This is a genomic window from Nocardioides aequoreus, from assembly GCF_000720335.1.
Lineage (GTDB): Bacteria > Actinomycetota > Actinomycetes > Propionibacteriales > Nocardioidaceae > Marmoricola > Marmoricola aequoreus.
Genome location: NZ_JOJN01000001.1, coordinates 70,626 through 97,482 on the forward strand (window position 1 = coordinate 70,626; position 26,857 = coordinate 97,482).

General features: G+C 73.7%; 22 protein-coding genes. 9 read left to right on the plus strand and 13 right to left on the minus strand.

The features are described from left to right. Positions 1 to 66: 66 nt before the first annotated feature. Together infB and IG63_RS0100305 are read right to left on the minus strand one after the other, a co-directional pair. Positions 67 to 2,988 (minus strand): translation initiation factor IF-2, encoded by a 2,922-nt coding sequence (infB, locus tag IG63_RS0100300; RefSeq protein WP_030482382.1) that lies wholly within the window; start codon positions 2,986 to 2,988, stop codon positions 67 to 69. A gap of 84 nt (positions 2,989 to 3,072) precedes the next feature. After that, a complete protein-coding gene (locus IG63_RS0100305) occupies positions 3,073 to 3,462 on the minus strand; it encodes a YlxR family protein (RefSeq protein WP_084596424.1) in 390 nt (129 codons plus the stop codon). Between the two features lie 131 nt (positions 3,463 to 3,593). Here IG63_RS0100305 and IG63_RS0100310 point away from each other — a divergent pair, with 131 nt between their 5' ends. Next, positions 3,594 to 4,337, plus strand: a complete 744-nt coding sequence (locus IG63_RS0100310) for a glycoside hydrolase family 16 protein (RefSeq protein ID WP_030482384.1) — start codon at positions 3,594 to 3,596, stop codon at positions 4,335 to 4,337. 194 nt (positions 4,338 to 4,531) lie between these two features. Here IG63_RS0100310 and nusA read toward each other — a convergent pair whose 3' ends face one another. Continuing rightward, positions 4,532 to 5,512 carry a transcription termination factor NusA gene (nusA, locus tag IG63_RS0100315; RefSeq protein WP_030482385.1) on the minus strand — a complete coding sequence of 327 codons (981 nt, stop codon included), beginning with the start codon at positions 5,510 to 5,512 and terminating at the stop codon, positions 4,532 to 4,534. Further along, positions 5,512 to 5,973: a ribosome maturation factor RimP gene (gene rimP, locus IG63_RS0100320; RefSeq protein ID WP_030482386.1), complete on the minus strand. Its 462-nt coding sequence runs from the start codon at positions 5,971 to 5,973 to the stop codon at positions 5,512 to 5,514. Before rimP ends, nusA begins: the two co-directional genes overlap by 1 nt. 75 nt (positions 5,974 to 6,048) lie before the next feature. On the opposite strand from rimP, the gene IG63_RS22950 reads away from it, so the two are divergent. The 4 genes from IG63_RS22950 to IG63_RS0100340 are packed head-to-tail and all read left to right on the plus strand — an operon-like array spanning position 6,049 to position 9,870. Further along, positions 6,049 to 6,564 (plus strand): hypothetical protein, encoded by a 516-nt coding sequence (locus tag IG63_RS22950; protein WP_030482387.1) that lies wholly within the window; start codon positions 6,049 to 6,051, stop codon positions 6,562 to 6,564. Continuing rightward, entirely contained in the window at positions 6,549 to 7,013 is a 465-nt protein-coding gene (locus IG63_RS22955) for a DUF4439 domain-containing protein (protein ID WP_051705993.1), read from the plus strand. The genes IG63_RS22950 and IG63_RS22955 overlap by 16 nt, the downstream gene beginning before the upstream one ends. A gap of 23 nt (positions 7,014 to 7,036) precedes the next feature. Continuing rightward, positions 7,037 to 8,476, plus strand: coding sequence for a TldD/PmbA family protein (locus IG63_RS0100335; protein WP_030482389.1), 1,440 nt, complete (start codon positions 7,037 to 7,039; stop codon positions 8,474 to 8,476). Further along, positions 8,473 to 9,870, plus strand: a complete 1,398-nt coding sequence (locus tag IG63_RS0100340; protein WP_030482390.1) for a TldD/PmbA family protein — start codon at positions 8,473 to 8,475, stop codon at positions 9,868 to 9,870. The genes IG63_RS0100335 and IG63_RS0100340 overlap by 4 nt, the downstream gene beginning before the upstream one ends. 49 nt (positions 9,871 to 9,919) lie before the next feature. Here IG63_RS0100340 and IG63_RS0100345 read toward each other — a convergent pair whose 3' ends face one another. Next, on the minus strand, positions 9,920 to 11,182 hold the full coding sequence (locus tag IG63_RS0100345) for an acetamidase/formamidase family protein (RefSeq protein ID WP_030482391.1): 1,263 nt from the start codon (positions 11,180 to 11,182) through the stop codon (positions 9,920 to 9,922). 302 nt (positions 11,183 to 11,484) lie between these two features. On the opposite strand from IG63_RS0100345, the gene IG63_RS20260 reads away from it, so the two are divergent. After that, a complete protein-coding gene (locus tag IG63_RS20260; protein ID WP_245604268.1) occupies positions 11,485 to 12,291 on the plus strand; it encodes an aldo/keto reductase in 807 nt (268 codons plus the stop codon). A gap of 310 nt (positions 12,292 to 12,601) precedes the next feature. Here IG63_RS20260 and IG63_RS0100355 read toward each other — a convergent pair whose 3' ends face one another. The 6 genes from IG63_RS0100355 to IG63_RS0100380 are packed head-to-tail and all read right to left on the minus strand — an operon-like array spanning position 12,602 to position 19,814. Further along, positions 12,602 to 13,534 (minus strand): formylglycine-generating enzyme family protein, encoded by a 933-nt coding sequence (locus IG63_RS0100355; RefSeq protein ID WP_245604205.1) that lies wholly within the window; start codon positions 13,532 to 13,534, stop codon positions 12,602 to 12,604. After that, on the minus strand, positions 13,531 to 15,198 hold the full coding sequence (locus tag IG63_RS0100360) for a dipeptide ABC transporter ATP-binding protein (RefSeq protein WP_030482393.1): 1,668 nt from the start codon (positions 15,196 to 15,198) through the stop codon (positions 13,531 to 13,533). The genes IG63_RS0100355 and IG63_RS0100360 overlap by 4 nt, the downstream gene beginning before the upstream one ends. Positions 15,199 to 15,225: 27 nt before the next feature. Beyond that, on the minus strand, positions 15,226 to 16,089 hold the full coding sequence (locus tag IG63_RS0100365) for an ABC transporter permease (protein WP_030482394.1): 864 nt from the start codon (positions 16,087 to 16,089) through the stop codon (positions 15,226 to 15,228). Continuing rightward, a complete protein-coding gene (locus tag IG63_RS0100370) occupies positions 16,086 to 17,042 on the minus strand; it encodes an ABC transporter permease (RefSeq protein ID WP_030482395.1) in 957 nt (318 codons plus the stop codon). Before IG63_RS0100370 ends, IG63_RS0100365 begins: the two co-directional genes overlap by 4 nt. 7 nt (positions 17,043 to 17,049) lie before the next feature. After that, the gene (locus IG63_RS0100375) at positions 17,050 to 18,624 is read right to left on the minus strand and encodes an ABC transporter substrate-binding protein (RefSeq protein ID WP_030482396.1); all 1,575 of its coding nucleotides are present in this window, start codon (positions 18,622 to 18,624) and stop codon (positions 17,050 to 17,052) included. After that, on the minus strand, positions 18,621 to 19,814 hold the full coding sequence (locus IG63_RS0100380; RefSeq protein WP_169741737.1) for an ROK family transcriptional regulator: 1,194 nt from the start codon (positions 19,812 to 19,814) through the stop codon (positions 18,621 to 18,623). The genes IG63_RS0100375 and IG63_RS0100380 overlap by 4 nt, the downstream gene beginning before the upstream one ends. Before the next feature lie 177 nt (positions 19,815 to 19,991). Here IG63_RS0100380 and IG63_RS0100385 point away from each other — a divergent pair, with 177 nt between their 5' ends. Together IG63_RS0100385 and IG63_RS0100390 are read left to right on the plus strand one after the other, a co-directional pair. Continuing rightward, complete coding sequence (locus IG63_RS0100385) at positions 19,992 to 22,262, plus strand: arylsulfatase (RefSeq protein WP_211249153.1); 2,271 nt, start codon at positions 19,992 to 19,994, stop codon at positions 22,260 to 22,262. 32 nt (positions 22,263 to 22,294) lie between these two features. Continuing rightward, a complete protein-coding gene (locus IG63_RS0100390) occupies positions 22,295 to 23,248 on the plus strand; it encodes a TauD/TfdA dioxygenase family protein (RefSeq protein WP_030482399.1) in 954 nt (317 codons plus the stop codon). A 105-nt stretch (positions 23,249 to 23,353) separates the two neighbouring features. Here IG63_RS0100390 and IG63_RS0100395 read toward each other — a convergent pair whose 3' ends face one another. Both IG63_RS0100395 and IG63_RS0100400 read right to left on the minus strand, forming a co-directional pair. Beyond that, positions 23,354 to 25,117 (minus strand): proline--tRNA ligase, encoded by a 1,764-nt coding sequence (locus tag IG63_RS0100395; RefSeq protein ID WP_030482400.1) that lies wholly within the window; start codon positions 25,115 to 25,117, stop codon positions 23,354 to 23,356. Positions 25,118 to 25,212: 95 nt separating this feature from the next. Continuing rightward, entirely contained in the window at positions 25,213 to 26,055 is an 843-nt protein-coding gene (locus IG63_RS0100400) for a GNAT family N-acetyltransferase (RefSeq protein WP_030482401.1), read from the minus strand. Between the two features lie 113 nt (positions 26,056 to 26,168). Between IG63_RS0100400 and IG63_RS0100405 the strand changes: the two genes are divergently transcribed. Continuing rightward, the gene (locus IG63_RS0100405) at positions 26,169 to 26,843 is read left to right on the plus strand and encodes a hypothetical protein (RefSeq protein ID WP_030482402.1); all 675 of its coding nucleotides are present in this window, start codon (positions 26,169 to 26,171) and stop codon (positions 26,841 to 26,843) included. The last annotated feature ends 14 nt before the right edge of the window (positions 26,844 to 26,857 follow it).

The following is a 26,857-nucleotide window of genomic DNA, read 5'->3' on the forward strand; positions in this document are numbered from 1 at the left end:
TGCTTGGCGAAGTGGCGAAGTCACTGGTTGACCAGTGACTTCGCCACCCCGACCCGCAGACAGCACTCAGCTGCGCGGGATCTCCTTGAGCTCGAAGGCCTCGACGACATCGCCTTCCTTGATGTCGTTGTAGCCGCGGAGCACCAGACCGCACTCGAAGCCCTCGCGGACCTCGGAGACGTCGTCCTTCTCGCGGCGCAGCGAGGCCAGGTCGAGCTGGTCCTGGACGACGGCGCCGTCACGGATCAGGCGGACCTTGGCGTTGCGGCGGATCAGTCCGCTGGTGACCATGCAGCCGGCGATGTTGCCGATCTTGGAGCTGCGGAAGATCGCGCGGACCTCCGCCTGGCCCAGGACCTGCTCCTCGTACTCCGGCTTGAGCATGCCCTTGAGGGCTGCCTCGATCTCCTCGATGGCCTGGTAGATCACCGAGTAGTAGCGGATCTCCACGCCCTCCTTGTCGGCCATCTCGGTCGCCTTGCCCTGCGGGCGGACGTTGAAGCCGATGATGATGGCGTCGGAGGCGGCGGCGAGGTCGACGTTGGTCTCGGTGATCGCACCGACGCCGCGGTCGATGACGCGCAGCGACACCTCGTCGCCCACGTCGATCTGGGCCAGCGAGTCCTCGAGGGCCTCGACCGAGCCGGACACGTCGCCCTTGAGGATGAGGTTGAGCTCCTGGCTCTCGCCCTTCTCCATGGAGGCCATGAAGTCCTCGAGGCTGCGGCGCACACGGCGCTTGGCCTGCATCGCGGCCCGCTCGCGGGCCTCGCGCTTCTCGGCGATCTGACGAGCCATGCGGTCGTCCTCGACCACGATGAAGTTCTGGCCCGCACCCGGTACGCCGGAGAGCCCGAGCACCATGGCCGGACGCGCCGGCGAGGCCTCCTCGATGTTGTCGCCGTGCTCGTCGAGCATCGCGCGCACCCGGCCGTGGGCCGGTCCCGCGACGATCGAGTCGCCCACGCGCAGCGTGCCGCGCTGCACCAGGATCGTGGCGACGGGACCACGACCGCGGTCGAGGTGCGCCTCCACCACGAGGCCCTGGGCGTCCTGGTCGGGGTTGGCCCGCAGGTCCAGCGACGCGTCGGCCGTGAGGACGACGGCCTCGAGCAGCTTGTCGAGGTTGAGCTGGGCCTTGGCCGAGACGTCGACGAACATGACGTCGCCGCCGTACTCCTCGGGCACCAGGCCGTACTCGCTGAGCTGGCCGCGCACCTTGGTCGGGTCGGCGTCGGGCTTGTCGATCTTGTTGACCGCGACGACGATCGGCACCTCGGCGGCCTTGGCGTGGTTGAGCGCCTCGACCGTCTGCGGCATCACGCCGTCGTCGGCCGCGACCACCAGCACCGCGATGTCGGTGGCCTGCGCACCACGGGCACGCATGGCCGTGAAGGCCTCGTGACCGGGGGTGTCGATCAGGGTGATGCGACGGTCGTCGCCGTCGACCTCGGTGTGGACCTGGTAGGCACCGATGTGCTGGGTGATGCCACCGGCCTCCTTGTCGACGACGTTGGCGCTGCGCAGCGCGTCGAGGAGCTTGGTCTTTCCGTGGTCGACGTGACCCATGACGGTGACGACCGGCGGTCGCGCCGTCAGCGCGGCCTCGCCACCCTCGTCGGTGCCGAACTCCAGGTCGAAGCTCTCCAGCAGCTCGCGGTCCTCGTCCTCGGGGGAGACGACCTGCACCACGTAGTTGAGCTCCTCGCCGAGCAGCTCGAGGGTGGCCTCGTTGACCGACTCGGTCGCGGTGACCATCTCGCCGAGGTGGAAGAGCATCTGCACCAGCGAGGCCGGGTCGACGCCGATCTTCTCCGCGAAGTCGGTCAGCGAGGCGCCACGCGCCAGGCGCACGGTCTCGCCGTCGCCCTTGCGGACGCGCACGCCGCCGATGGTCGGGGCCTGCATGGCCTCGAACTCCTGACGACGCGCCCGCTTCGACTTGCGCCCACGGCGCGACGGGCCACCGGGACGACCGAAGGCGCCCTGCGTGCTGCCGCGACCCGTGGGTCGTCCGCGACCGGGACCACCGGGACGTCCCGCGGGGCCACCACCCATGCCGGGTGCGCCGCCGGGACCGCCACCGAAGCCGCCGCGACCCGGGGCGCCACCGCGCGCCGGAGCACCGCCGCGGCCGCCACCGGGACCACCGGGGCCACCGCGACCGGGACCACCCGGACCACGGCCGCCGGGACCGCCACCGAAGGCGGCGGGCGACTTGGGCATCATCGCCGGGTTGGGACGCGGCATGCCCTCGCGGCCACCGGGCCGCGGCGCGGCCTCGCCGCCGGGAGCAGCGGCACCCGGACGCGGAGCCGGACGACGGCCCATGCCCTGGGTGGAGCTGAAGGGGTTGTTGCCCGGACGCGGGGCGCCGGGACGCTGGGGACGCGGGCCGGGCTTGAAGCCGGCGCCGCTCGGACGCGGTGCCTCGCCGTCGCCCTGCTCCTCCTCGCCCGCGGGGCTCGGTCGCGGACCGGGCCGGGCCGCGGGGGGCTCGCCCTGGGCGGCGGGCGCTGCCGGCTCGGCGGTCTCGGCCGGCTCCGGGGTCTCGGGCTCGGCCAGGGGGCCGGGCTCGGTGGCCGCGGGCCGGGGGCCGGGACGCGGGCCGGGACGCGGAGCCGTCGAGGGCTCTGCGGACGGCGCCGCGGCCGCCGGGGCCACGGGGGCGGCCGGGGTCTCGGGGGCCTGCGCCGCAGCAGGAGCCTCGGGGGTCGCGGCAGCGGGGGCCGCGGAGGTCTCGGGGGCCTGCTCGGTCGCCGCAGCCTTCTTGGCGGGCGCCTTGCGGGCGGCCTTCTTGGCGGCGACGGCCTCGGCCTTGGCGGTCAGGTCCGCGCCGTAGGTGTCGTTGAAGCGCTTCTCGACGAGCGGGTTGATGCCCGACGACGGCGCCTTGACGAACTCGCCGAGGTCGCCGAGCAGGGAGATGACTTCCTTGCTCGGGACGCCGTACTTCTTGGCGAGATCGCTGACTCGGGTGTTAGCCACGTGTTTCCTCCTGGTCCGAACCCGTCCAGGAGGGCCGAACCGCTAGTTGATGTGCATGCTCATCGCGAAGAACTCATCGCAGGCTCATGAGCTGATGCTCCCGTTCTCGTTCGGTCGTGGTGCTGCTGCGGCGGCCAGGTGGTCGCGCAGCCTCTGCAGGTGGAGCGGTCCCCGCGCACCGGCGTCGTGACGCAACGCGCGGACGAAGGCCCGGGACCGCTCGGCACGTGCCAGGCACGTGTCGGTGGGGTGCAGGTGCGCCCCGCGACCCGGTGCGGAGCCGGCCGGATCGGGAGCGACGTACCAGGAGTCGTCCTGACCGTCGAAGCCCGAGCGAGCGACCACCCGCAACAGCTCACCTCTGGCGGCCCGCTGCCGGCACCCGACGCACGTCCGCAGGGGCGCATGACGGTTGCTCGGCTGTGTGACCACCGCCGTCCACCATACCGCTGTCGGGCGCCCGTCCCTAACCATGCGTCTCCGACGTCCCGGTCAACGGTCGTGACTCACGTCAGGAGCGAGCCGGTCCGAAGCCGACGGGGTCAGGTCCACCGGGTCCCGGCCGACCTCTCGTCGTTGTCGGAGCCCTCCCCTACCGTGGCGACGTGCGCGACGACTTCGACGCCCCGGCGCTCGACGAGCGGCTCTGGCTGCCGCACTACCTGCCGGAGTGGAGCTCTCGGGAGGCCACCCGGGCCTCCTACCGCCTCGACGCCGAGGGCCTCGTGCTCGAGGTGCCCCGCGAGCACCCGGTGTGGCTGCCCGAGGTGCACACCCCGGCGCTGCGGATCTCCGGGCTCCAGACCGGAAGTCGCTCCGGGCCGGTCGGCAGCACCGACGGCCAGCAGGCGGTCGTGCCGGGCCAGCGGGTCCGCGAGGCCCAGCCCGACTTCCGGGGGCACCTGCAGTCCGGCGGACACCTCGAGGTGCGCTGCCGCATGACGCTCTCGCCGCGGTCGATGGCCGCCCTGTGGCTCTGCGGCTTCCAGGAGCAGCCCGACGACTGCGGCGAGCTGTGCGTGGTCGAGGTCTTCGGCAAGGACGTCGTCGCCGGAGAGTCCGCGGAGGTGGGCGTGGGCGTCAAGGCCATCGCCGACCCGCGCCTCCGCGACGACTTCGCGGCGCCGCGGCTGCCGCTCGACGTCACGCAGCACCACACCTACGCCGTCGACCGGTCCTCCGACGAGGCCGTCTTCACCGTCGACGGCCAGGAGGTACGCCGCTGCGCCGCTCCCCCGGCCTACCCGCTGCAGGTCATGGTCGCCGTCTTCGACTGGCCCGGGCTCGGCGACGGCACCGACGACCACCTGGTGCCGCAGCTCGTCGTCGACCAGGTGGCCGCCTGGTAGGCCGAGACGTCCTGCCGGTCGAGCCCGTCGAGACCCCCTTGCCGGTCGAGCCTGTCGAGACCCCGGACGGTCATGGCCCGTCCCCGGCCCGGCAGGTCCCTCACCGGGGTTTCGACGCGCTGCCGCGACCTCGTGCCTCGGTCGCGCCGCTTGCTCAACCCTCCCGCCACGCTGACCTGCTCGTACCTCGCAGGTCAGGTGTCGGGAGCCTCGTCGGAGCGGATGTCGATGCGCCACCCGGTCATGCGGGCGGCCAGGCGGGCGTTCTGCCCCTCCTTGCCGATGGCGAGCGAGAGCTGGAAGTCGGGCACGATCACGCGGGCCGAGCGCGCGTCGGCGTCGACCACGATGACCCGGGAGACGCGAGCCGGGCTCAGCGCGTTGGCGACCAGCTGGGCCGGGTCGTCGCTCCAGTCGACGATGTCGATCTTCTCGCCGTGCAGCTCGCTCATCACGTTGCGCACCCGCGAGCCCATCGGACCGATGCAGGCGCCCTTGGCGTTGACGCCCGGGACGGTCGACTTCACCGCGATCTTGGTCCGGTGACCCGCCTCGCGGGCGATCCCGGCGATCTCGACGGTGCCGTCGGCGATCTCGGGCACCTCGAGGGCGAAGAGGCGCTTGACCAGGTTGGGGTGGGTGCGCGAGAGCATCACCTGCGGGCCACGCATGCCCTTGCGCACGCTGACCACCAGGCACTTGATCCGGGTGCCGTGGGAGTAGTCCTCGCCCGGCACCCGCTCCCCCGACGGCAGCAGTGCCTCGAGCGGGCCGAGGTCGACCATGGTGTCGTTGGGGTCGCGACCCTGCTGGATCACGCCGCTGACGATGTCGCCCTCCTTGCCGGAGAACTCCCCGAACTTGCGGTCGTCCTCGGCGTCGCGCAGCCGCTGCAGCATCACCTGCTTGGCGGTGGTGGCGGCGATGCGGCCGAAGCCCTCGGGGGTGTCGTCGTACTCGCCGACGACGTTGCCCTCCTCGTCGGTCTGCTGCGCCAGCACCACGACGTGACCGGTCTTGGTGTCGAGCTCGACCCTGGCCTGCGCCTCGGCGTGGTCCATGTCGATCTTGTGGTAGGCCGTGAGCAGGGCCTGCTCGATGGCCTCCACCAGCACCTCGAACGGGATCTCCTTGTCGCGCGCCAGCATGCGCAACAGGGACATGTCGATGTCCATCAGGACTCCTTCGTGAACTCGATCTGCACGAGCGCCTTGCGGACCTCGTCGTAGGCGACCCGGCGCGACGCCCCGGACACGTCGAGGTCGGCGCCGTCGTCGTCGGAGGCCAGGATGCGTCCGGTGAGCGTCTCGTCGTCGGTCGTCACCTTCACCAGGCGCCCGGTGTTGCGGCGCCAGTGGCGTGGGTGGGTGAGCGGGCGGTCGACGCCCGGGGAGGACACCTCGAGGGTGTAGGCGCGCTCGCCCATCAGGACGCGCTCGTCGAGCACGCGGGAGACCTCCCGCGTCGCCTCGGCGACGTCGTCGAGGGTGATCCCGCCGTCCTTGTCGACCGCGACCCGCAGCAGCCGGCGCTGCCCGGCGACCTTGACGTCGACACCCTCGAGGTCGAGGCCGAGCGCCTGCACAGGGACGGTCAGCTCCTCCGCGAGGCGGTCGCTGGTCTCTGCGGTGCTCATGGCTGCTGACCTCCGTGTGCTGTTGTGGGTGGAGCCTGCTCACCCTAGCGCGACTGGAGCACCTAACCTGACCCCGTGTCGGCCTCCCTGCCCGTGCTGTCGCGCCGCGCACTGCTGGCCACCGGCGCGGCCGGTGGGCTCGCGGCGCTGACTGCCTGCGAGGCCCCCGGCGACGGCCGCGCCGACGCCCTTCCCGCCGCCGAGGCGTCGCCCTCGCTGGCCCCCGACGTGGCGCTCGCGACGCTCGCGCTGGCCGAGATCCGCGCCGTACGCCGCGCGGTGGAGACCACGCGCCGGGCCTTCCCCGCGCGCACCGCCGGGCTGCGGGCCGTGGCCTCGATGCACCGCAGCCACGAGGCCGCCCTGGCCGACGCCGTCCCCGACGGCGCGCAGACGGCCCTCACGCCCCCGGCGTACGACGTGCCGGCCCGGGCGGCGCGGGCCTCGCGCCGGCTGCGGCAGCGCGAGGAGCAGCTGCGCCGGCGTCTCGACGCGCTGGCGCTCGACGCCGAGAGCGGCGCCTTCGCGAGCCTGCTGGCGAGCATGGGCGCCGGAGTGGCGCAGCGGGTGGCGACGTGGCCGACGACCTGACCGGCGGGGCGGACGACACCGCCGGGCCCCCGACCCCGCTCGAGGCGCTGCAGCGCGCGCTCGCGGCCGAGCACGCGGCCGTCTGGGTGCTCGCCTTCCTCGGCGCCCGGGTCCCGGCCACGGACTCGTCGGCGCTGGCCGACCGGCTGGCGGACGCCTTCGAGGAGCACCGCGCCTCCCGCGACGAGCTCACCGCGCTGGTGGCGCGAGCCGGGGCCGAGCCGGTCGCCTCGGCCACCGACTACGAGCTGCCCGACCCCGCGTCGTCGCCCGAGCAGCTGCGCGGGGCCGCCCGCACGGTCGAGGAGCGGGTCGCCCGGACGTGGGCCGAGACCGTGGGCGCCACGTCCGGTGACGACCGACGCCGCGCGATCGCCGGGCTGCGAGCCAGCGCGGTGCGTGCCCTCGGCTTCGGCGCCGCCCCCAGCGACCTGCCGGGACTCTCCTGACCCTGGTCTCCTATGGTCGGAGGATGAGCGACTTCGAGGCTGCCGAGGCAGCCGTCCAGGCCGCGCTCGACGCGGGAGCGTCGTACGCCGACGCCCGCCTCATGCACCGGCGCACCGAGCAGATGGGGGCCCGCGACGGCGACGTCGAGGACGTCAGCCAGCGCTCCGACGCCGGTCTGGGCGTGCGCGCGCTGGTGGGCTCCGGGTGGGGCTTCTTCGCCGTGCCCGACGTCGAGTTCGGCGCCGCGCGCCGGGCCGGCCACCGCGCCGCCGAGATCGCGGAGGCGAGCGCGCTGGTCTCCCGCGACGGCGCCGGGATGATCCCGAGCGAGCCCGTGGTGGGGTCGTGGGCCAACGAGTGCGAGGTCGACCCCCTGACCGTGCCGCTCTCGGTGAAGGGCGACCTGCTCACCGAGGCCACCCGGCTGATGCGCGAGCACGGCGCCGACGTCGCCACCGCGACCTACGACGTGTGGGACACCCGCAAGTGGTTCGTCTCCAGTGAGGGCGCCCGGATCGACCAGCACGTGCGCGAGTGCGGCGCCGGCATCCAGGCCACGGCGATCGGCGAGCACGAGACCCAGCGGCGCTCCTACCCCGCCTCGCGTGGGCAGTTCGCCACGCGCGGCTGGGAGTTCGTCGAGGCCCTCGACCTGCTCGGCAACGCTCCTCGCGTGGGCGCCGAGGCACGCGAGCTGCTGACCGCCCCGGAGTGCCCCTCGGGCCGCACCGACCTGGTGCTCGGCTCGGAGCAGCTCGCCCTGCAGATCCACGAGTCGGTCGGCCACGCCATCGAGCTCGACCGCATCCTGGGCTGGGAGGCGGCGTACGCCGGCACCTCGTGGCTCGACCTCTCGCGGCTGGGCAGCCTGCAGTACGGCTCCGAGCTGATGAACATCACCATCGACCCGACCATCCCCGGGGCGCTCGGCAGCTTCGGCTACGACGACGAGGGCACCCCGGCGGTCGCGCGCGACGCCGTGCGCGAGGGCGTGTGGGTGGGGGTGCTGGCCGGCCGGGACTCCGCGGCCGCCGCCGGGCTCGACTACGCCGGCAGCGTGCGCGCCGACGGCTGGTCACGGCTGCCGATGGTCCGGATGACCAACGTCGGGCTCGAGCCCGGGCCGCACAGCTTCGAGGAGATCATCGCCAGCACCGACGACGGGATCTACATGGAGAGCAACCGGTCGTGGTCGATCGACGACAAGCGGCTGAACTTCCAGTTCGGCACCGAGGTCGGCTACGAGATCAAGGGCGGCAGGCTCGGACGGCTGCTGCGCAACCCCACCTACACCGGCATCGGGCCCCAGTTCTGGGCCTCGCTCGACATGCTCTCGCACGAGTCGGTGGCGTGGGGTACCCCCAACTGCGGCAAGGGTCAGCCCGGCCAGACCGGTCACACGGGGCACCCCGCGGCGCCCGCCCGGTTCCGCGACGTCCGGGTGGGGGTGAGGGCTCGATGAACGACCAACGACAGCTGCCCGAGGAGGTCGTGCAGCGCGTCCGCGACGTGCTGCCCGGCGCGGAGGTCACGGTGCAGGTCGACCGCGACCGGCTCTCCCTGACCCGCTTCGCCACCTCGGTGATCCACCAGAACGTCGCGGAGGACACCACCACCGCACGGCTCGTGGTGCACCACGACGGTCGCACGGCGACCGGCACCACCACCGTCGCGACGCAGGACGACGTCGCCGGCCTCGTGGAGCGGGTGCGCGACGCCGTGGGGCACGCCCCGCTCGACCCGAGCTGGCCCGGGCTCACCTCCGCCGACGCCGACCGCCCGCGCAGCGCCGAGGTCGACCTCGCGACCGCGGGGGCGACGCCGCGCGACCGCGCCGAGGTGGTGCGCGGCTTCGTCGAGGGCGCCGACGGGCTGGAGACCGCGGGCTACGTCCGCACGGTGCACTGGACGGGTGGCTTCGCCTCCTCCAACGGCCGCGTCGTCGTGGGCGAGGCCACCGAGTGCGGCCTCTCCGGCATCGCCCGTCACGAGGCCGACGGCACCCGCTGGGACGGCCTGGCGCGGCTGGCGCCGCTGTCGATCGCCGAGCTCGACGGCGAGGTGCTCGGCGCCCGCGCCGCGGCCAAGGCACGCGCCATGGCCGGCGCCGAGGAGCTGCCGGCCGGGGCCTACGAGGTCGTGCTCGAGCCCGGCGCCGTGCTCGACCTGCTCGGCAACCTCGCCGCCCACGGCTACGGCGGGCGCGCCGTCGAGGAGGGCCGCTCCTTCGTGCGGCTCGGCGACCAGCAGCTCGACCCGGCACTGACGCTGCTTGACGACCCGCTCGAGGTCGGACGCACCTACGACGACGAGGGCACCCCGGCACGGCGGCTCCCGCTCGTCGAGGAGGGGCGCTCGGTCGGCATCGCGACCGACCGGCGTACGGCGGCGGCGCTGGGCGTGGAGAGCACGGGGCACTCCGCCCACGGCGGCTTCAGCTGGGGACCCACGCCGCTCCACCTCGCGCTGCAGCCGTCGGGCGACGACGAGGTGGCCGAGGAGGTCGACGGCCCGGCCGCCGACTCGTCGGTGGCGTCGCTGGTCGCTGGCGTCGAGCGCGGGATCCTGGTGACGGACTTCTGGTACACCCGGATGCTCGACCCGCGCTCGGTCTCCTTCACCGGCCTCACCCGCAACGGCACCTGGCTGGTCGAGGACGGCGTGGTGACGCGCCCGGTGAGCAACTTCCGCTTCACCCAGAGCTACGTCGACGCCCTGGCCGCCGGCCAGGTGCGCGGCGTCGGCCGCACGGCGACGCCCGTGCCCGGCGACACCTACTCCGCCACCTCGCCCCGCTTCTCGTGCCCCGCGCTGCACCTCGGCTCCTGGAACTTCACCGGCGGGGCCTCCGGCTGACGCCGACCCGGCGCGTGTGTGCGCACACGCGCCGGGTCAGCAGCAGGGATCAGCGGCCGAAGTCGGACTTCTTGATCAGCGCGTGGATCCCGGTGGTGCGGTCGACCACCTGCGAGACCTCGAAGTCGGTCGCGGCGGAGAGGTAGGCGTAGGCGACCGGTCCGGCCATCCCGATCTCCTCGGTCAGGAAGGCCAGCGCCTGGCGCACGGCGTCGCGCATCGCGACGTCGAGGTCGGTCTCGTTGCCGCCGCCCTCGGGACCGTCGGGGTCGGAGAGCCCGATCGGGACCCAGAAGTCGGGGGTCTCGGCGAAGGGGTGGTCGAAGGCCTGGCGCGGGACCTTGCGGCTGCCGGGCTTGAGCACGGTGAGCCGGAAGGTGGGCCGCAGCGAGCCCTCCATCGCGGTCAGCGCCACCTCGCCGTCGCCCTGCACCATGTGCGGGTCGCCGGCGAAGAACATCGCCCCCGGCACCTGCACCGGCAGGTAGAGCGTGGAGCCGAGGCCGAGCTCGTTGATGTCGATGTTGCCGCCGGCGTCGGTGGGCGGCACCGAGTCGACCACGGCGCTGGTGTCGCGGGCCACGCCCATCAGGCCCATGAAGGGCCGCAGGTCGAAGCCGACCGGCACGTCACCCGGCAGCCGGCCACGCAGGCCGCGGCGCGACCGCTCGACCGAGGCGAAGACGCTGATGTTGCCGCCCTCGTTGACGTACGCCGCGTTGGCCGGGTCGGCGACGAACTGCTCCGGGTACTCCCCCGGCAGCGCCCCCTTGCCGTGCCGGTTGCTGATCACGCCGTAGGGCACGCGCAGCGGCAGGTCGAGCACCTCGATGCGCAGCACGTCGCCCGGCTCGGCGCCGCGCACCGCGATCGGCCCGGTGACGACGTGCGGTCCGGGACCGTCGTGCGGCGTACGGCGCGCCACGGCGACGGCGTCGTCGAGCACCTGGCGGCGCGGCACGCCGTACTGCTCGAAGAAGCCGACGGGGTCCTGGCCCTGGTCCTCGAGCAGGCCCTCGTGCGAGATCGTGTCGAGCGTGACGACGTCACCGGAGCGCACCACCGCGACCGGCTGGGTGGTGCGGTTGGGCAGCCGGCCCCACAGCACCTCCTCCGGACGCGCCCGCAGGTAGCGGCCGCGGGTGCGGCCGACGCCGGGCTGCAGCACCGGGCCGAAGCGCGCGCGGCCGCGCGGCGAGGCCGACGCCGGGGCAGCGGCCGCACCCAGGGTCGTCCCGACCGCAGCGGCGCCGAGGAGCGAGCGGCGTCCGAGGAGGGCGGCGGCGAGAGGGGTGGACGGTGAGGGGTGCATGACAGGACCTCCGAGCTGGTGGGGTGGACCGGCTCACCCCACCAGTCGTGTGTTTCGTCCGCGTGACGCTCGCGGACCGGACGTCCGTGAGCGAGACGCCTCGCGTCACCGGCAGGCCGCGCCGCGCCGCGTCGCGAGCCGCTACCTAGGCTTGGCCGCGTGACCGACATGACCTACCGCCCCCTCGGCCGCTCCGGACTGATGGTCAGTGCCGTCGGCATCGGCTGCAACCCTTCAGCCGCCGTGTCGACCTCGACGGCGTCCGCGAGATCCTCGACGCCGCGCAGGACACCGGCGTCACGCTGCTCGACACCGCCGACGTCTACGGCGTCGAGCCCGGCGCGAGCGAGGAGCTGATGGGCGAGGCGCTGCAGGGGCGCCGCGACGACTTCGTGCTCGCCACGAAGTTCGGCGCCGACATGCAGGGCGCCAACGGCGCCGACCACGGCGTCCGCGGCTCGCGCCGCTACATCCGCCGTGCCGTCGAGGGCAGCCTGCGGCGGCTCCGCACCGACCACCTCGACCTCTACCAGCTGCACGTGCCCGACGCCGTCACGCCGATCGCCGAGACCCTGGGCGCGCTGAGCGAGCTGGTCGCGGAGGGCAAGGTGCGCTACGTCGGCTGCTCCAACTTCACCGGCTGGCAGGTCGCCGACGCCGCCTGGACCGCCGAGACGCGGGGCCTGGAGCCCTTCGTCTCCGCGCAGAACCGCTACTCCCTGCTCGACCGATCGCTGGAGCGCGAGGTCGTGCCTGCCTGCGAGCGCTTCGGCCTCGGCGTGCTGCCCTTCTTCCCGCTGGAGTACGGCCTGCTCACCGGCAAGTACCGCCGTGGCCAGGAGGCCCCCGGCGACTCCCGCGCCGCCCTCGACCCCACGCGCTCGCAGTGGCTCGCCGAGGCCGACTGGGACCGCATCGAGACGCTGGAGGCCTACGCCGCCGCCCGCGACCTGGAGGTCCTCGACGTGGCGATCGCCGGCCTCGCCGCCCAGCCCGGCGTCTCCAGCGTCATCTCCGGCGCTACGCGCGGCGCGCAGGTGCGACGTAACGCCGCGGCCCTGGCCTGGCAGCCCACCCCCGCCGACCTCGAGGAGCTCGCCGCGCTCTGAGGTCGGCGCCTGGGTCACCGGGTCTCGAGACAGGCGCTGCGCGCCTTCCTCGACCACCCGCTCGCCGGGTCTCGACAAGCTCGACCGCCCGGGTGGTCGAGGAGGTTGCGCAGCAACCGTCTCGAGACCCCCACGCCGCCCACTCGCCGAGTCTCGACAAGCTCGACCGCCCGGGTGGTCGAGGAGGTTGCGCAGCAACCGTCTCGAGACCCCCCACACCGCCCGCCCACCAGGCCTCGACAGGCTCGACCGCCCGGGTGGTCGAGGAGGTTGCGCAGCAACCGTCTCGAGACCCGTGCGCCGCCCGCCCTCACACGTCGGCGACGCAGCGGAAGCCGAGGTTGGCCGAGGCGGAGTCGGGGGTGTTGCCGGTGCGGGCGGCGACGCGGTAGCGGCGGCAGTAGGAGTCGTGGCACAGGTACGACCCGCCCCGCATCACCCGGTGGGTGCCGGTGTCCGGGCCGGTCGGCGCGACCCGCGGCGAGCGGGCGTAGTACGTCGGGTCGAACCAGTCGGCGCACCACTCCCAGACGTTGCCGACGGTGTTGAAGAGGCCGTGCCCGTTGGGGGCGTACGCCGTCGCGGGCGCCGTGGTGAGCCAGCCGTCGTCGAAGGTGTTGGTGTGCGGGAAGTCGCCCTGGAAGATGTTGCAGCGCCATCGCCCCTTGGGGGTGCGCTCGTCGCCCCACGGGTAGCGCGCCCCCGCGAGCCCGCCACGCGCGGCGTGCTCCCACTCGGCCTCGGTGGGCAGACGCTTGCCGGCCCACGCGGCGTACGCCGTCGCGTCGCGCCACGAGACGTGCACGACCGGGTGGCTGCCACGGGTCTCGACCGAGCTGTCCGGCCCCTCGGGGTGGCGCCAGTCGGCGCCGTCGACCGCCACCCACCAGGGGGCGTCGGCCAGCCGGTGGCGCACGTGCGGGCTGCCCGGGTCGACCGCGAGGTGGAAGACCGCGCCCACGCCGAGGTCCTCGGCGTCGGTGAGGTGACCCGTGGCGTCGACGAACGCGGCGAAGTCGGCGTTGGTCACGGTCGCCGGGTCGACGAGCAGGTCCGGCAGCTCGACCTCGTGCACCGGGGTCTCGCCGTCGCCCGGGTCGCCGTCGCCGTGGTGGTCGCCCATCGCGAAGGTGCCGCCCAGCACCAGCACCATGGCCTCGCGCCCCCGCACGGCACCCGAGGTGGCGGCACCGACCGCGTGGAGCCCCGAGCCCCCCACCGATCCGCTGCAGCAGGCGCTCACGAGACCCGGCGCGCCTGCGCCTCCTCCGCGGGCACGGGCTCGGGCACCGCCGCGACCAGGCGGCGGGTGTAGTCGTGCTCGGGCGCGCCGAAGACGCGCTCGGCGGGGCCCTGCTCGACGACCAGTCCTTCTCTCAGCACCACCACACGATCCGACACCTGGTGCACGACTGCCAAGTCGTGGCTGACGAAGAGGCACGCGAAGCCGAGCTCGCGCTGGAGCCGGGTGAAGAGCTCGAGCACCTCGGCCTGGATGGAGACGTCGAGCGCGCTGGTCGGCTCGTCGGCGATGAGCAGGGTCGGGTCGAGGGCCAGGCCCCGGGCCAGCGCGACCCGCTGGCGCTGGCCGCCGGAGAGCTGGTGGGGTCGGCGCTGGGCCAGCCCCGGGTCGAGGCGCACCGCGTCGAGCAGCTCGCTCACGCGGGCGGCCCGCGAGGCCGCGTCGCCCACCCGGTGCACGTCCAGCGGCTCGGCGATGCTCCGCGCCACGGTGAAGCGAGGGTCGAGCGAGGCGGCAGGGTCCTGCGGCACCAGCGCGAGCCCCCGGCGTACGCCGCGCAGCGCCCGCGCCGAGAGGGTCGCCAGGTCGGCGCCGCCGACATGCACCGTGCCGGCCGCGGCGGGGAGCAGCCCGGCGGCCGCGCGACCCAGGGTGGTCTTGCCCGAGCCGGACTCCCCGACCAGCCCGACCACCTCGCCGCGGCGCACCTCGAAGGTGACGCCGTCGACCGCGGTGAAGGCGGCCTGCCCGCGACGCGCGGGGTAGACGACGCGTACGTCGTCGAGGCGCAGCGCCGCGGCCGAGGCGCCCGCCTCCGGCGGTGGCGCGAGCGTCGGCGGCTCCGAGCCCGAGGGCAGTCGCGGCACCGCACCCAGCAGCTGCCGGGTGTAGGGGTGCTCGGGCTCGGCGAAGAGGCGGCGCACCGGCGCCTCCTCCACGACCCGGCCCTCGCGCAGCACGACGACGCGCTGGGCGAGTCGCGCGACCACCCCCATGTTGTGGGTGATGAGCAGCACGCCGGCGCCGGTCTCGTCGCGCAGCCGTCCGAGGAGGGCCAGGATCTCGGCCTGCACGGTGACGTCGAGCGCGGTCGTCGGCTCGTCGGCGAGGAGCAGGCTGGGCTCGTTGGCCAGGGCCAGCGCCAGCACGACCCGCTGCTTCTGACCGCCGGAGAGCTGGTGCGGGTAGTGGTCCACGCGCGTCTCGGGATCGGGGATCTCCACCTGACGCAGCAGCGCCACCGCGCGCTCGCGCGCCTCCGCCCGCGACACCGCACCGTGCGCACGCAGGGCCTCGCGCAGCTGCCAGCCGACGGTGCGCACCGGGTTGGGGGCGGTCTGCGGCTCCTGGAAGACCATCGCCACGCCGGCCCCGCGCAGCCGGCGCAGGTCCTCCTCGGAGGCGCCGAGCACCTCGCGGCCCTCCAGCTCGATCGAGCCGGTGGCGACGGCACCGCGCGGCAGCAGCCCGATGACCGCGCGCGCCGTCATCGACTTCCCGGAGCCCGACTCCCCCACCAGGGCCACGATCTCGCCGCGGCCGACGGTCACGTCGATCCCCTCCACGGCCGGTCGCGGGTGGGCGAAGTCGATGCGCAGGTCGCGCACCCGCAGCAGCGGTGGGGCCGCCGTCTGGTCGGCGCGGTGCAGGTGGGGAACGGTCATGGGAGCTCCTGGGCGGGAGGGTGGGCCTCAGCGGCGACGCTGGGCAGAGATGGCCTGGGCGACCAGCAGGAAGCCGAGCACGAGCATGCTGACCACCACGAGGGGTCCGACGACGAAGAAGGGGGCCTCCCACACGTTGCGGATGCCGTCCTTGATCAGCGACCCGAGCGAGGGGTCGGGCGGGCGCACGCCGAGGCCGAGGAAGCTCATCGCGCCCTCGATGAAGACCGCGACCGACATCGACACGGCGAGCTGCACCGTCAGCGGCTCCAGCGAGTTGGGCAGCACGTGCTTGCGCAGCAGCCACGTCTCGCCGGCGCCCATGACACGGGCCGACTCGACGTAGGGCAGCGCCCGAACCTTGAGCACCGAGGTGCGGGCCAGCCGACCGAAGATCGGCAGCTCGGCGAGCACGATGACCACCGCGATGGTGCGCAGGCCGGGGCCCATCGCCGCGGTGGCGGTGATCGCGAGGATCAGCACCGGGAAGGCGAGCAGCACGTCGAGCAGCCGCTGCGTGGCCACGTCGGCCCAGGCGTGCAGCGGCGACAGCAGCCCGAGGGCGACGCCGAGCGCGGCGCCGACGGGCACGGCGAGGAAGACCACGACGAGGTCGATCCGGATGCCGTGCAGCACCCGGGAGAGGATGTCGCGGTTGACCTCGTCGGTGCCGAGCCAGTGGGCAGCGCTCGGCGGTGCCAGGTTGGCGCCGGGGATCTGCTGGGTGGGGTCGTAGGGCGCCAGCACGGGAGCCAGCAGGCCGGCCACGACCACCAGCGCCACCATGACCACGCCGACGAGGCCCTGACCGTGCGCCAGCGCCCCCCAGCGCAGCCGCCGGGCACGCACGCCCTCGGCGGGTGCGACCTCGGTGACGGCGGCGGTGCTCACGAGGCCCCCAGCCGGATCCGCGGGTCGAGCAGCGCCTGCACGACGTCGGTGAGCAGCTGGGTCGCGACGAAGACGGCGACCGAGAGCAGCAGCAGCGTCTGCACGAGCGGGTAGTCGCGCGAGGAGATCGCCTGCTCGGCCAGCATCCCGAGCCCGGGCCAGGCGAAGATCGCCTCGACCAGGACCGCCCCGCCGAGCAGGGTCCCGACCTGGACGCCGAGCACGGTCACCGCCGCGGGCAGCGCGTTGGGCAGCGCCTGGGTGAGCACCAGCCGCCGCCGGCCGACCCCGAGCGCGCGGGCCGTGGTGGCGTACGGCTGCTCCAGCTCGGTGCGTAACGCCTCGGAGAGGAAGCGGGTCAGCGCGGCGGCGGCGGGCAGCGCCAGGCACAGCGCCGGCATCAGCAGGAACTGCACGCTGATGTCGGGCCGCGCCCAGAAGCCCTCGGGTGGGGTGCCGCCCGCCGGCAGCACCGGCAGCAGCACCGCGAAGAGCAGCACCAGCAGCGGCCCGGTGACGAAGGTGGGCAGGGCCACGGCTGCGGTGTTGACGCCGTTGAGCAGGGTGTCCACCCCACGGCGGTGGGCGAGGACCCCGCCCACCGCCGCCACCAGGGTCAGCACGACGGCCAGCAGCAGCGCGCCGCCCGCCAGCACCAGGGTGTTGACCAGTCCCTCCCGCACGAGCCGGCTGATGTCGCCGCCCACGAGGTAGGACTGGCCGGGGTCGAGCCGCACCATCGCAGCCAGCCACTGCAGGTACTGCACGACCACGGGCTCGTCGAGCCCGAGCTCGGCACGGATCGCGTCCCGTGCCTCCGGCGTGGCGTCGGGGCCGGCGAGCGTGGCCACCGGGTCGCCCGGCACCAGCCGGATCACCGAGAAGATCACCACCGACGCCGCCAGCACGACCAGCACCGCCGACGGCAGCCGCCGCAGCACGTAGCGGGTCATGCCGGCCTCACCGGTCCAGCCAGGTCTCACCGAAGGTGAGCTCGCTGCGCTTGGTCCAGCTGACGCCCTCCAAGTCGGCCTTCGAGACGGCCTGCATGAAGGTGGTGCTCAGCTCGATCAGGAAGAGGTTGTCGAGCAGGTCGGCGTTGAGGTCGGCGTAGGCCGCCTCGGCCTCCGGGCCGGCCGGGTCGGGCTGCTTCCACGCCGCGTCGGCGTGCGCGGCGTACTGGTCGTCGAGGAAGTTGGAGGTGTTCTTGGCCGCGTTGAAGGGGTAGGCCGAGACCGCCAGCGACGACGGGGTGTACTGCGCGTAGGCGTGGTCGAGGATCCACAGCGCCTCGAAGGAGCCGCCGATCAGCTTCTCGATCTGCTGTGCCTGCTCGTTGGGCACCAGCTCGACGTCGAGACCCACCTGCTTGAGGTCCGCCTGCACGATCTGCGCGATGGCCTCGTTGTTGGGGTTGGCGGTGGAGTACTCCAGCGGCAGCGGCGGGAGGTCCTTGCCCTCGAGCAGCGACCGGGCCTCGTCGAGGTCCTGCTGGAGGGACTCGTTGGCCTCGGGGTCGTACGCCGGGGAGTACTCCGGCCACGGCAGCGCGATCGGGTAGCCGACGCCGCGGTAGACCTCCTCGACGACGCGGTCCCGGTCGACCGAGAGCGCGATGGCGCGGCGGACGTCGGGGTCGGACAGCGCGGGGTTCTCCACGTTGGTGCCGACGTAGGTCTGCCGCTCGGAGCCCTCGAAGGTGATCTGGTCGAAGTCGCCGGTCCCGGCCAGCGACTCGATGTCGCGGTTGGAGGCGCCCTGGGCCAGGTCGAGCTGGCCGCTGCGGAGCTGGGAGACCAGCGACTGCGCGTCGGGCACGATGTCGATCTCGACGCCGTCGAGCCGGGGCGTGTCGCCCCAGTAGTCGTCGTTGCGGTCGAGGACGAGCTTGGACTGCGGCGTCCACGACTCGAAGGTGAAGGGCCCGGTGCCGACGTAGGCCTCGCCCTTCTCGAGCTGGTCGATCGTCTCGGAGTCGATGATCGGCAGGATGTCGAGCAGGTCGAGCACGTTGTTCATCGGGTGGTCGAAGCCCAGCGTGATGCTGTGCTCCTCGGAGGTGTCGAACTCCGTGATCGCGGCGGCGGTGCGCTGGAACTGGACCGTCCACTTCGGGTCGGCCCACTGCCGGATGCTGAACTCCACGTCCTCGGAGGTGAAGGGGCGCCCGGAGTGGAAGGTCACGTCGTCCCGCAGCTGCAAGGTGATCGAGGTGCCGTCCTCGGCCAGCTCCCAGCTCTCCGCCAGGCTCGGCTCGGCCTCGAGGCTGTCGATCGGGTAGTCGACGAGGGAGTCGAAGACCTGGCCGATGACGAGGTTGATGGTGTCGTTGGAGTTGGTGAAGATCGCGGCCGGCACGAGGTCGGTCACGGTGCCGACCTTGAGGACGCCGCCCGACTGGGGCTCGCCGGACCCACCGGAGCCGCCGTCGCCGACGGCGGAGGAGCAGGCGGTGAGCAGGCCGAGGGCGGTGACGGCGGCAGCCAGCGCGAGCGCGGGCCGGCGGCGACGGGACAGGGAGGGACGAGGGCTCATCGGGACCTTCTGTGGGGTGGGGTGGGCAGAGCGGGCAGGTCGAGCTCGGCAGCGGTGGCGAGCGGGTCGTCGTAGACGGTGCGGAGCGCGACGTCGCAGGCGGCGACCGCCTGCACGTCGCCGACCACACGGGTGGTCGAGAGCGGGAGGCGGGCGGAGGTCGCCGTGTGGTGGAGGAAGGAGCGACGTACGGCGTCGAGCGCGGGCGGGTAGTCGGTGAAGGCCTGGCCGCAGAGCACGACCCGGTCGGGGTGGACCATGTCGGCGACGACGGCGACCACCTCACCCAGGGCCTCCCCCCGGGCCGCGAGCAGGCGGTGGGCGCGGTCGTCGCCGAGCACGGCGGCCCGGGTCACGTCGCGCACGCCCGCCTCCACCGGCAGCCCCTCGGCACGCGCGGCGCGCACCACCGAGTCGCTGCTGACGACGGTCTCCAGGCACCCGCTGCGTCCGCAGCGGCACGGGGGCCGGGGGCCGTCGGCGGACCTCGCGGGGAAGTGGCCGAGGCGCCCGACGCGTGAGATCTCCATCCCGGCCTGCACCTGGTTGGCCATCACGTAGCCGACCGTGTCGCGGGCGTAGAGGTAGAGGGTCGAGCCCGGGAGCTCGTCGTCGCGGGCGAGGTACTCCGCCGCCGCGAGGGCCGGGATCATCTCCCAGGAGCTGACCTCGAGCCCCAGCGCGTTCTCCAGCAGCCTCGCGAGGTGCTCCTCGCCGTGCGACAGGTCGCCCCACGGCCCGACCAGGCCGGCACCGACGACCACCCGCTCCGGCTCCTCCGCCAGGAGCGCGGTGAGCGCCCGGTTGGCCGTGACGGCCAGCTCGTGGGCGTCGTCCGGGGTCGTCACCGTCGTGCGGCGCAGCACGCGCCCACCGAGGTCGCCCAGCGCCAGCGTGGTCAGCCGGCGACCGACGTGGATGCCGAGGGTCACGTGCGAGCGGGTGTCGACGGCCACGGGGATGCTCGGACGACCCGGCACCCGCTCGTGCAGGAGGTCGGGACGCTCCACCAGGAGGCCCGCGTCGACCAGCGCGCCCAGGGTGCGCGCCACCGTCGAGGCGCTGAGCCCGGTCAGCCGCGCCAGCTCCTCGCGCGTGGTCGGCCCCGTGCGGCGGACCTGCGTCAGCACACGGCTGTGCGGCGAGCCGAAGCGGCCCAGCGGCAGCACGATCATCACGGCGGCGTCCAATCTCGATAAAGTCAATCGACTTAGCCGAAGACTAGGCCCTCGCCCGCCGCCTCCGTCGTAGCGCCACATCGTGGACGGCGATGTCGTCACCGTGGTCGAAACGGTTGCCGCCGCGACGCCACGGTCCCCACGCTGGCTGACCTCCCCCGCCCACCCGGAGACCCCGAGGAGTCCCGCGTGACCTCACGCCACGACCTGACCGCCAGCGCCACCCCCGTCACCGCACCTGCCGGCGCCCCCAACGTGCTGGTCGTGCTGCTCGACGACATGGGGTTCGGGGCGTCCTCGGCCTTCGGGGGTCCGTGCCGGATGCCGGTTGCGGAGCAGCTCGCGGCCGACGGGCTGCGCTACACGCGCTTCCACACCACCGCGCTGTGCTCGCCCACCCGCAGCGCGCTGCTCACGGGCCGCAACCACCACAGCGTCGGCATGGGCACGGTCACCAACCTCGCCGTCGACGCCCCCGGCTACGACGCCATGCGCAGCCCCAGCAAGGCGACCCTGGCGCGCACGCTGAGCCTCAACGGCTACGCCACCGGCGCCTTCGGCAAGATGCACCAGACGCCCAACGCCGAGCTGACGCCCGCCGGCCCCTTCACCCACTGGCCGACGCAGGAGGGCTTCGACCGGTTCTACGGCTTCCTCGGCGGCGAGACCGACCAGTTCGTGCCCAACCTCGTCGACGGCACGACGTACGTCGACCCGCCCGCGACGCCGGAGGAGGGCTACCACTTCTCCGAGGACGTCGTCGACAAGGCGGCCGAGTGGATCCGCGGCGTCCGCCGGCACGACCCCGCGAAGCCGTGGTTCTGCTACCTGCCCTTCGGGGCGACCCACGCGCCCTTCCACGTGCCGGAGGCGTGGCGCGACCGCTACCGCGGCGAGTTCTCCCACGGCTGGGACGAGCAGCGCGAGCGCACGCTCGCCCGGCAGCAGCAGCTCGGGATCGTGCCCGAGGACGCCGAGCTGGCCCCGTGGGCCCCCGGCGCGCCGCACTGGGACGAGCTCGACGACGACGACCGGCGCGTGGCCGAGCGGCTGATGGAGGTGTACGCCGCCTTCGCCGAGCACACCGACGCCCAGGTCGGGCGACTGGTCGAGCAGCTGCGCCAGCTCGGCGAGCTCGACAACACGCTCGTGCTCTACGTGCTCGGCGACAACGGCGCCTCCTGCGAGGGCGGCCTGGAGGGCACGCTCAACGAGACGCTGCGGCTCAACGGCCTCCCCGACACGACGGCGCGGATCCTCGAGCAGCTCGACGACATCGGCAGCCCGACGACCTACCCGCACTACAACGTGGGCTGGGCGCTGGCGATGGACACGCCCTACCAGTGGGCCAAGCAGGTCGCCTCGCACTACGGCGGCACCCGCAACGGCCTGGTCGTGCACTGGCCGGCCGGCACCACCGGACGCGGCGAGCTGCGGCACCAGTGGCACCACGTGATCGACGTGGCCCCCACGATCCTCGAGGCCGCGGGGCTCCCCCACCCGACGTCGGTCGACGGCGTGCCGCAGGACCCGATCGAGGGCACGTCCTTCGCCTACTCGCTGCGCGACGCCGGCGCCGCCGAGCGCCACACCACGCAGTACTTCGAGATGCACGGCAACCGCGGGATCTACCACGAGGGGTGGACCGCGGTCACCAAGCACCGCACCCCGTGGACCGTCGGGCAGGTCGAGCTCTCCGACTTCGACGAGGACGTCTGGGAGCTCTACGACACCGCGACCGACTGGACGCAGGCCCGCGACGTGGCGCACCTGCACCCCGAGCGGCTGGCGCAGCTGCAGGCGCTCTTCCTGGTGGAGGCCGAGCGGCACCACGTGCTCCCCCTCGACGACCGCTTCCTGGAGCGGCTGCTCCCCGAGCTCAACGGCAAGCAGGAGGCACCGCCCGTGCTGCGGCTCGACACCTCGTCGGTCAACGTCCACGAGCGCGCGGCCCCCAACCTCAAGAACACCTCGTACGCCGTCACCGCGGCCGTCGAGGGCGCCGAGGGGGCGGACGGCGTGCTGGTCGCGCAGGGCGGCGAGTTCGGCGGCTGGGCGCTCTTCGTGGCCCGGGGGCGGCTGGTGCACGCCTACAACTACTTCGGCGTCGAGACCACCCACACCCGCTCCCCCGGGCCCCTGGGCGCGGGGCCGCACGAGGTCGGCGTCCGCTTCACCTACGACGGCGGCGGGCTCGGCCGCGGCGGCCACCTCGAGCTGTTCGTCGACGGCGCGACCGTCGCGACCTCACGGCTCGAGCGCACCGCGCCCTTCAGCTTCTCCATCGTCGAGGGCCTCGACGTCGGCCGCGACCGCGGCCGCGCCGTCAGCCCGGAGTACCCCCGCGGCGACGGCAACGCCTTCACCGGCGTGCTCCACCACGTCACCCTCCGCTCCGGCGACGACGCCGTGCGCCCCACGCCGGAGCAGGAGCTCGCCTCCGTCCTCACCGTCCACTGACCACCGCGCGACCCACCGGAAGGAAACCCCTCATGACCTCCACCCTCGACACCGCCGCCCGGCTCGACCACAGCAGCGGCGTGCGCGTCACCCGGCTCGGCGGGCGCATCGGCGCCCAGATCGACGGCGTCACGCTCGGCCCTGACCTGCCGGCCGACCAGCTCGCGGCCGTCCGTGCCGCCCTGCTCGAGCACAAGGTCGTCTTCTTCCGCGACCAGCACCAGCTCGACGACGACGGCCAGGTCGCCTTCGCCGATCAGCTCGGCACCACGACCACCGCGCACCCGACGGTCAACACCGGCAGCGCCAAGGTGCTCTCGCTCAACGCGACCCGCGGCATGGCCGCCAACTCCTGGCACACCGACGTCACCTTCGTCGACCGCGTGCCGGCGCTGAGCATCCTGCGCGGCGTCGTCATCCCGGCGTACGGCGGCAGCACGGTGTGGGCCAACACCGTCGCGGCGTACGACCACCTGCCGGCGCCGCTGCGCGCGCTGGTCGACGGCCTGTGGGCGGTGCACAGCAACGACTACGACTACGCCCAGCAGACCGAGAGCGACGCGGAGAAGAGCGACGAGAACCTGCAGTTCAGCCGCTCGCAGTTCGCCCGCGAGGTCTACGAGACCGAGCACCCCGTCGTCCGCGTGCACCCCGAGACCGGCGAGCGGTCGCTGCTGCTCGGCCACTTCGTGCGCAAGTTCGTCGGCCTCAACTCCGCGGAGTCGACCGCGCTCTTCCAGCTGCTGCAGACCAGGGTGACCAAGCTGGAGAACACCTACCGCTGGTACTGGCGCGAGGGCGACGTGGCGCTGTGGGACAACCGCGCCACGCAGCACTACGCCGTCGCCGACTTCGACGCCCAGCGCCGCGAGGTGCGCCGCGTCACCGTCGCCGGCGACATCCCCCGCAGCATCTCCGGCGAGTCCAGCCGCCCCCTCGTCGGCAACGCCGAGGCCTTCTCGATCGTGAACGAGCTGGTGAGCTGAGGCGCGCGGTTTCACAAGTCAACTGGTGATCCTGGCACTTCCCCACTGAAGCTTCGGTGGGGAAGTGCTGGTTTCACCAGTCAGCTTGTGAAACCTGCGTGCCTGTCAGCCCCGCACCACGCCCACGAGGTACGCCGCGGCGTCGCCGACGGGGACCTCGGTGCGCTCGCCGGAGCGGCGGTCCATGACCTCGACGTTGCCGTCGGCGAGGCCGCGGCCGACGGTGACGATGGTGGGGACGCCGATCAGCTCGGCGTCCTTGAACTTCACGCCGGGGCTGACCTTCGGGCGGTCGTCGTAGAGCACCTCGACACCCTCGGCGGAGAGCGACTCGGCCAGCGCGGCGGCGGCCTCGAAGACGGCGGCGTCCTTGCCCGTGGCGACGAGGTGGACGTCGGCGGGGGCGACCTCGCGGGGCCAGACCAGCCCGAGCTTGTCGTGGTTGCCCTCGGCGATCACCGGCACGGCGCGGGAGACCCCGACGCCGTAGGAGCCCATGGTGACGGTGACCAGCTTGCCGTGCTCGTCGAGGACCTTGAGGTCGAGCGCCTCGGCGTACTTGCGGCCCAGCTGGAAGACGTGACCCATCTCGATGCCGCGCGCGGTCTGCAGCGTGCCGTCGCAGCGTGGGCAGGGGTCGCCGTCGCGCACCTCGGCGGCCTCGATGGTGCCGTCGGGGGTGAAGTCGCGGCCGGCGACGAGGTCGTAGACGTGGTGTCCGCGCTCGTCGGCGCCGGTGATCCAGCGGGTGCCCTCGACCACGCGGGGGTCGACGAGGTAGCGGATGCCGGAGGCGCTCTCGGTGCCCAGCACGCCCGGGCCGATGTAGCCCTTGACGAGCGCGGGGTGCCGCGCCAGCTCGGCCTCGTCCATGGGCTCGACCTCGGTGGGCTCGAGCATGCCCTCGAGGCGCTTCTGGTCGACCTCGCGGTCGCCCGGCAGGCCGATGGCCAGCGGCTCGCGGGTGCCGTCGGCGTGCTTGAGCACGACGAGCACGTTCTTGAGCGTGTCCGCGCCGGTCCAGGGCCGGTCGTCGCGGGGGTACGCCGCGTTGGAGTGGTCGACCAGCGTCTGGATGGTCGGGGTGTCGGGGGTGTCCTCGACGTGGGCCGCGGGGGCGTCGTCGAAGGGCACGGGCGACGGCGGGCGCACCTGCACGGCCTCGACGTTGGCGGCGTAGTCGCACGAGGTGCACCGCACGTAGGTGTCCTCGCCCACCTCGCTGCGCGCCAGGAACTCCTCGCTCGCCGAGCCGCCCATCGCCCCGCTCGTGGCCTGAACGACGACGTAGTCGAAGCCGAAGCGGTCGAAGATCCGGTGGTACGCCGCGCGGTGGGCGGCGTACGACGCCTCCAGCCCGGCGTCGGTGGTGTCGAAGGAGTAGGAGTCCTTCATGGTGAACTCGCGCCCGCGGATCAGCCCGGCACGGGGCCGTGCCTCGTCGCGGTACTTGGTCTGGATCTGGTAGAGCCAGACCGGCAGGTCCTTGTAGGAGGAGTAGAGGTCCTTGACCAGGAGGGTGAACATCTCCTCGTGGGTGGGGCCGAGCAGGTAGTCGCCGCCCTTGCGGTCCTGGAGGCGGAAGATGCCGTCGCCGTAGTCGGTCCACCGGCCCGTCGCCTCGTAGGGCTCGCGCGGCAGCAGCGCCGGGAAGCGCACCTCCTGCGCGCCGATGGCGTCCATCTCCTCGCGCACGATCGCCTCGACCTTGCCGAAGACCCGCAGGCCCAGCGGCAGCCAGGTGTAGATGCCGGGGGCCGCACGGCGGATGTAGCCCGCCCGCACCAGCAGCCGGTGGCTCGGCACCTCGGCGTCCGCGGGGTCCTCGCGCAGCGTGCGCACGAACAGCGTCGACATCCTCAAGATCACGGGCGTCAGGGTACGGGGCCCCCGCCCACCTCCCCACCGGGTATCCGGCTGCGAGCCGTCCCCGCCGGGGTCGTCCGTCTTACCGGGTCTCGTGATCAGAGCATGATCGTGGAGAAGGTGTCGGTCTGGGTGAAGCCGGCCCGGGCGTACGCCGCGCGGGCCGCGGTGTTGTGGGCGTTGACGTAGAGCGAGACCACGGGGGCGATCTCGCGCAGGCAGATCGCCACGACCGCGGCCATGCCGGCCGTGGCGAGCCCCTGGCCGCGCAGCTCGGGGTCGACGTAGACGCCCTGCACCTGGCAGGCGGCGGGGCTGGCGCACGCCACCTCGGCCTTGAAGAGCACCCGGCCGTCCTCGATGCGGGAGAAGGACCAGCCGCGGCCGATGAGCTGGTTGACGCGGGCGCGGTAGAGGTCGCGGCCGCCGTCGACCTCGGGGCTGACCCCGACCTCCTCGGTGTACATCGCCACGCACGCGGGGTAGAGTACCTGGCTCTGCTCGCGCGTCGTACGCCGCACCGCGGGGTCGGCGGCGACCGCCGGCACCTCGCGGCACTCCAGGTGGGGCTGGTCCCAGCGCTCCTCGCGCGGCGTGGGCCAGTGGTCGGCGAGGCCCGCCCACAGGCGCTCGACGCGGCTGCGGGGGCCCACGATCGTGGAGCTGCGGCCGGTGGCACCAGCAGCGCGCTCGGCGAAGGCGTCGCAGGCCTCGTCGTCGGCGCCGACCGGCACCAGGTTGGCCCCGACGTGGCACAGCGAGACCAGCTCCTCGCCGCGCTGGTAGCCCCACATCTCCCCGCCCAGCCAGCGGGGGTCGAGCTGGGTGAGCCGGGTCCGGTAGTCGGCGAAGACGTTGACCACCGGGTCGCGGCCGACCACCTGCAGCGCCGCCGCGACGTCGGTCGGGCCGAGGACGCGCACACTGGTCCCGGTCCGCATCACGCCGCGAGCCTACGACAAGCCACGGCGGGCCCGCGGGCGCGTGACCGACGGCGGCGCGCGGTCTGCCCGAAGCCGGTCCGCGCCACCTCGCCAGCCTCTACGGTGACCCCATGCGCCCCTCGCTCGTCGTGCCGCTGGCCGCCGCGCTGCTCGTCCTCGCCGGCTGCGGCGGCTCCGACGACGAGCCCGGCGACGGCGGCGGCGAGCAGGAGGGCGCCAGCGACGCCGCGGTCGCCTGTCGCGACGACTGGCGCGACTTCGGGGAGGCACTGCAGGAGGCCCGGCCCGACGGTGGCGAGGACGCCGCGACGCCCTCGATGCTGCCTTCGCGCTGGGTGACCCTCGCCGCCGAGGTCGACTACTACGCCGGCTCCGCCTCCGCCGCCGACTGCGAGGAGCGGCTGCCCGCCGCGCAGCGGACGGTCCGGCAGCTCACCGACTTCGGCGAGTCGCTGCAGCGCTACGACATGGAGCGGCGCCTCGCGGGGTACGAGCGCGGCGCCGCGCTGGCGGCGTACGCCCGGCCCTCGGGTCGAGAGGGCCGGGCCGCGCCGTCGGCGCGCCAGGTGCGCACCGCCCTCACCGACCTGCGCCGGCTGGCCCCGCAGGCCACCGGCGAGCAGTCAGCGGCCTGGCAGCAGGCCGGCGTGGTCGAGCTGGGCGACGCCGAGGCGCGCGAGCAGGCCGTCGCCGACCTGCGCGTGGTCTCGGGCGAGAGCGAGGCCTACCGCGACGCCGCCGCGGCCGCGAGGCTGCTCGACCGCGCGGTCGCCGCGACCGAGTGACCAGGGGGTCGACC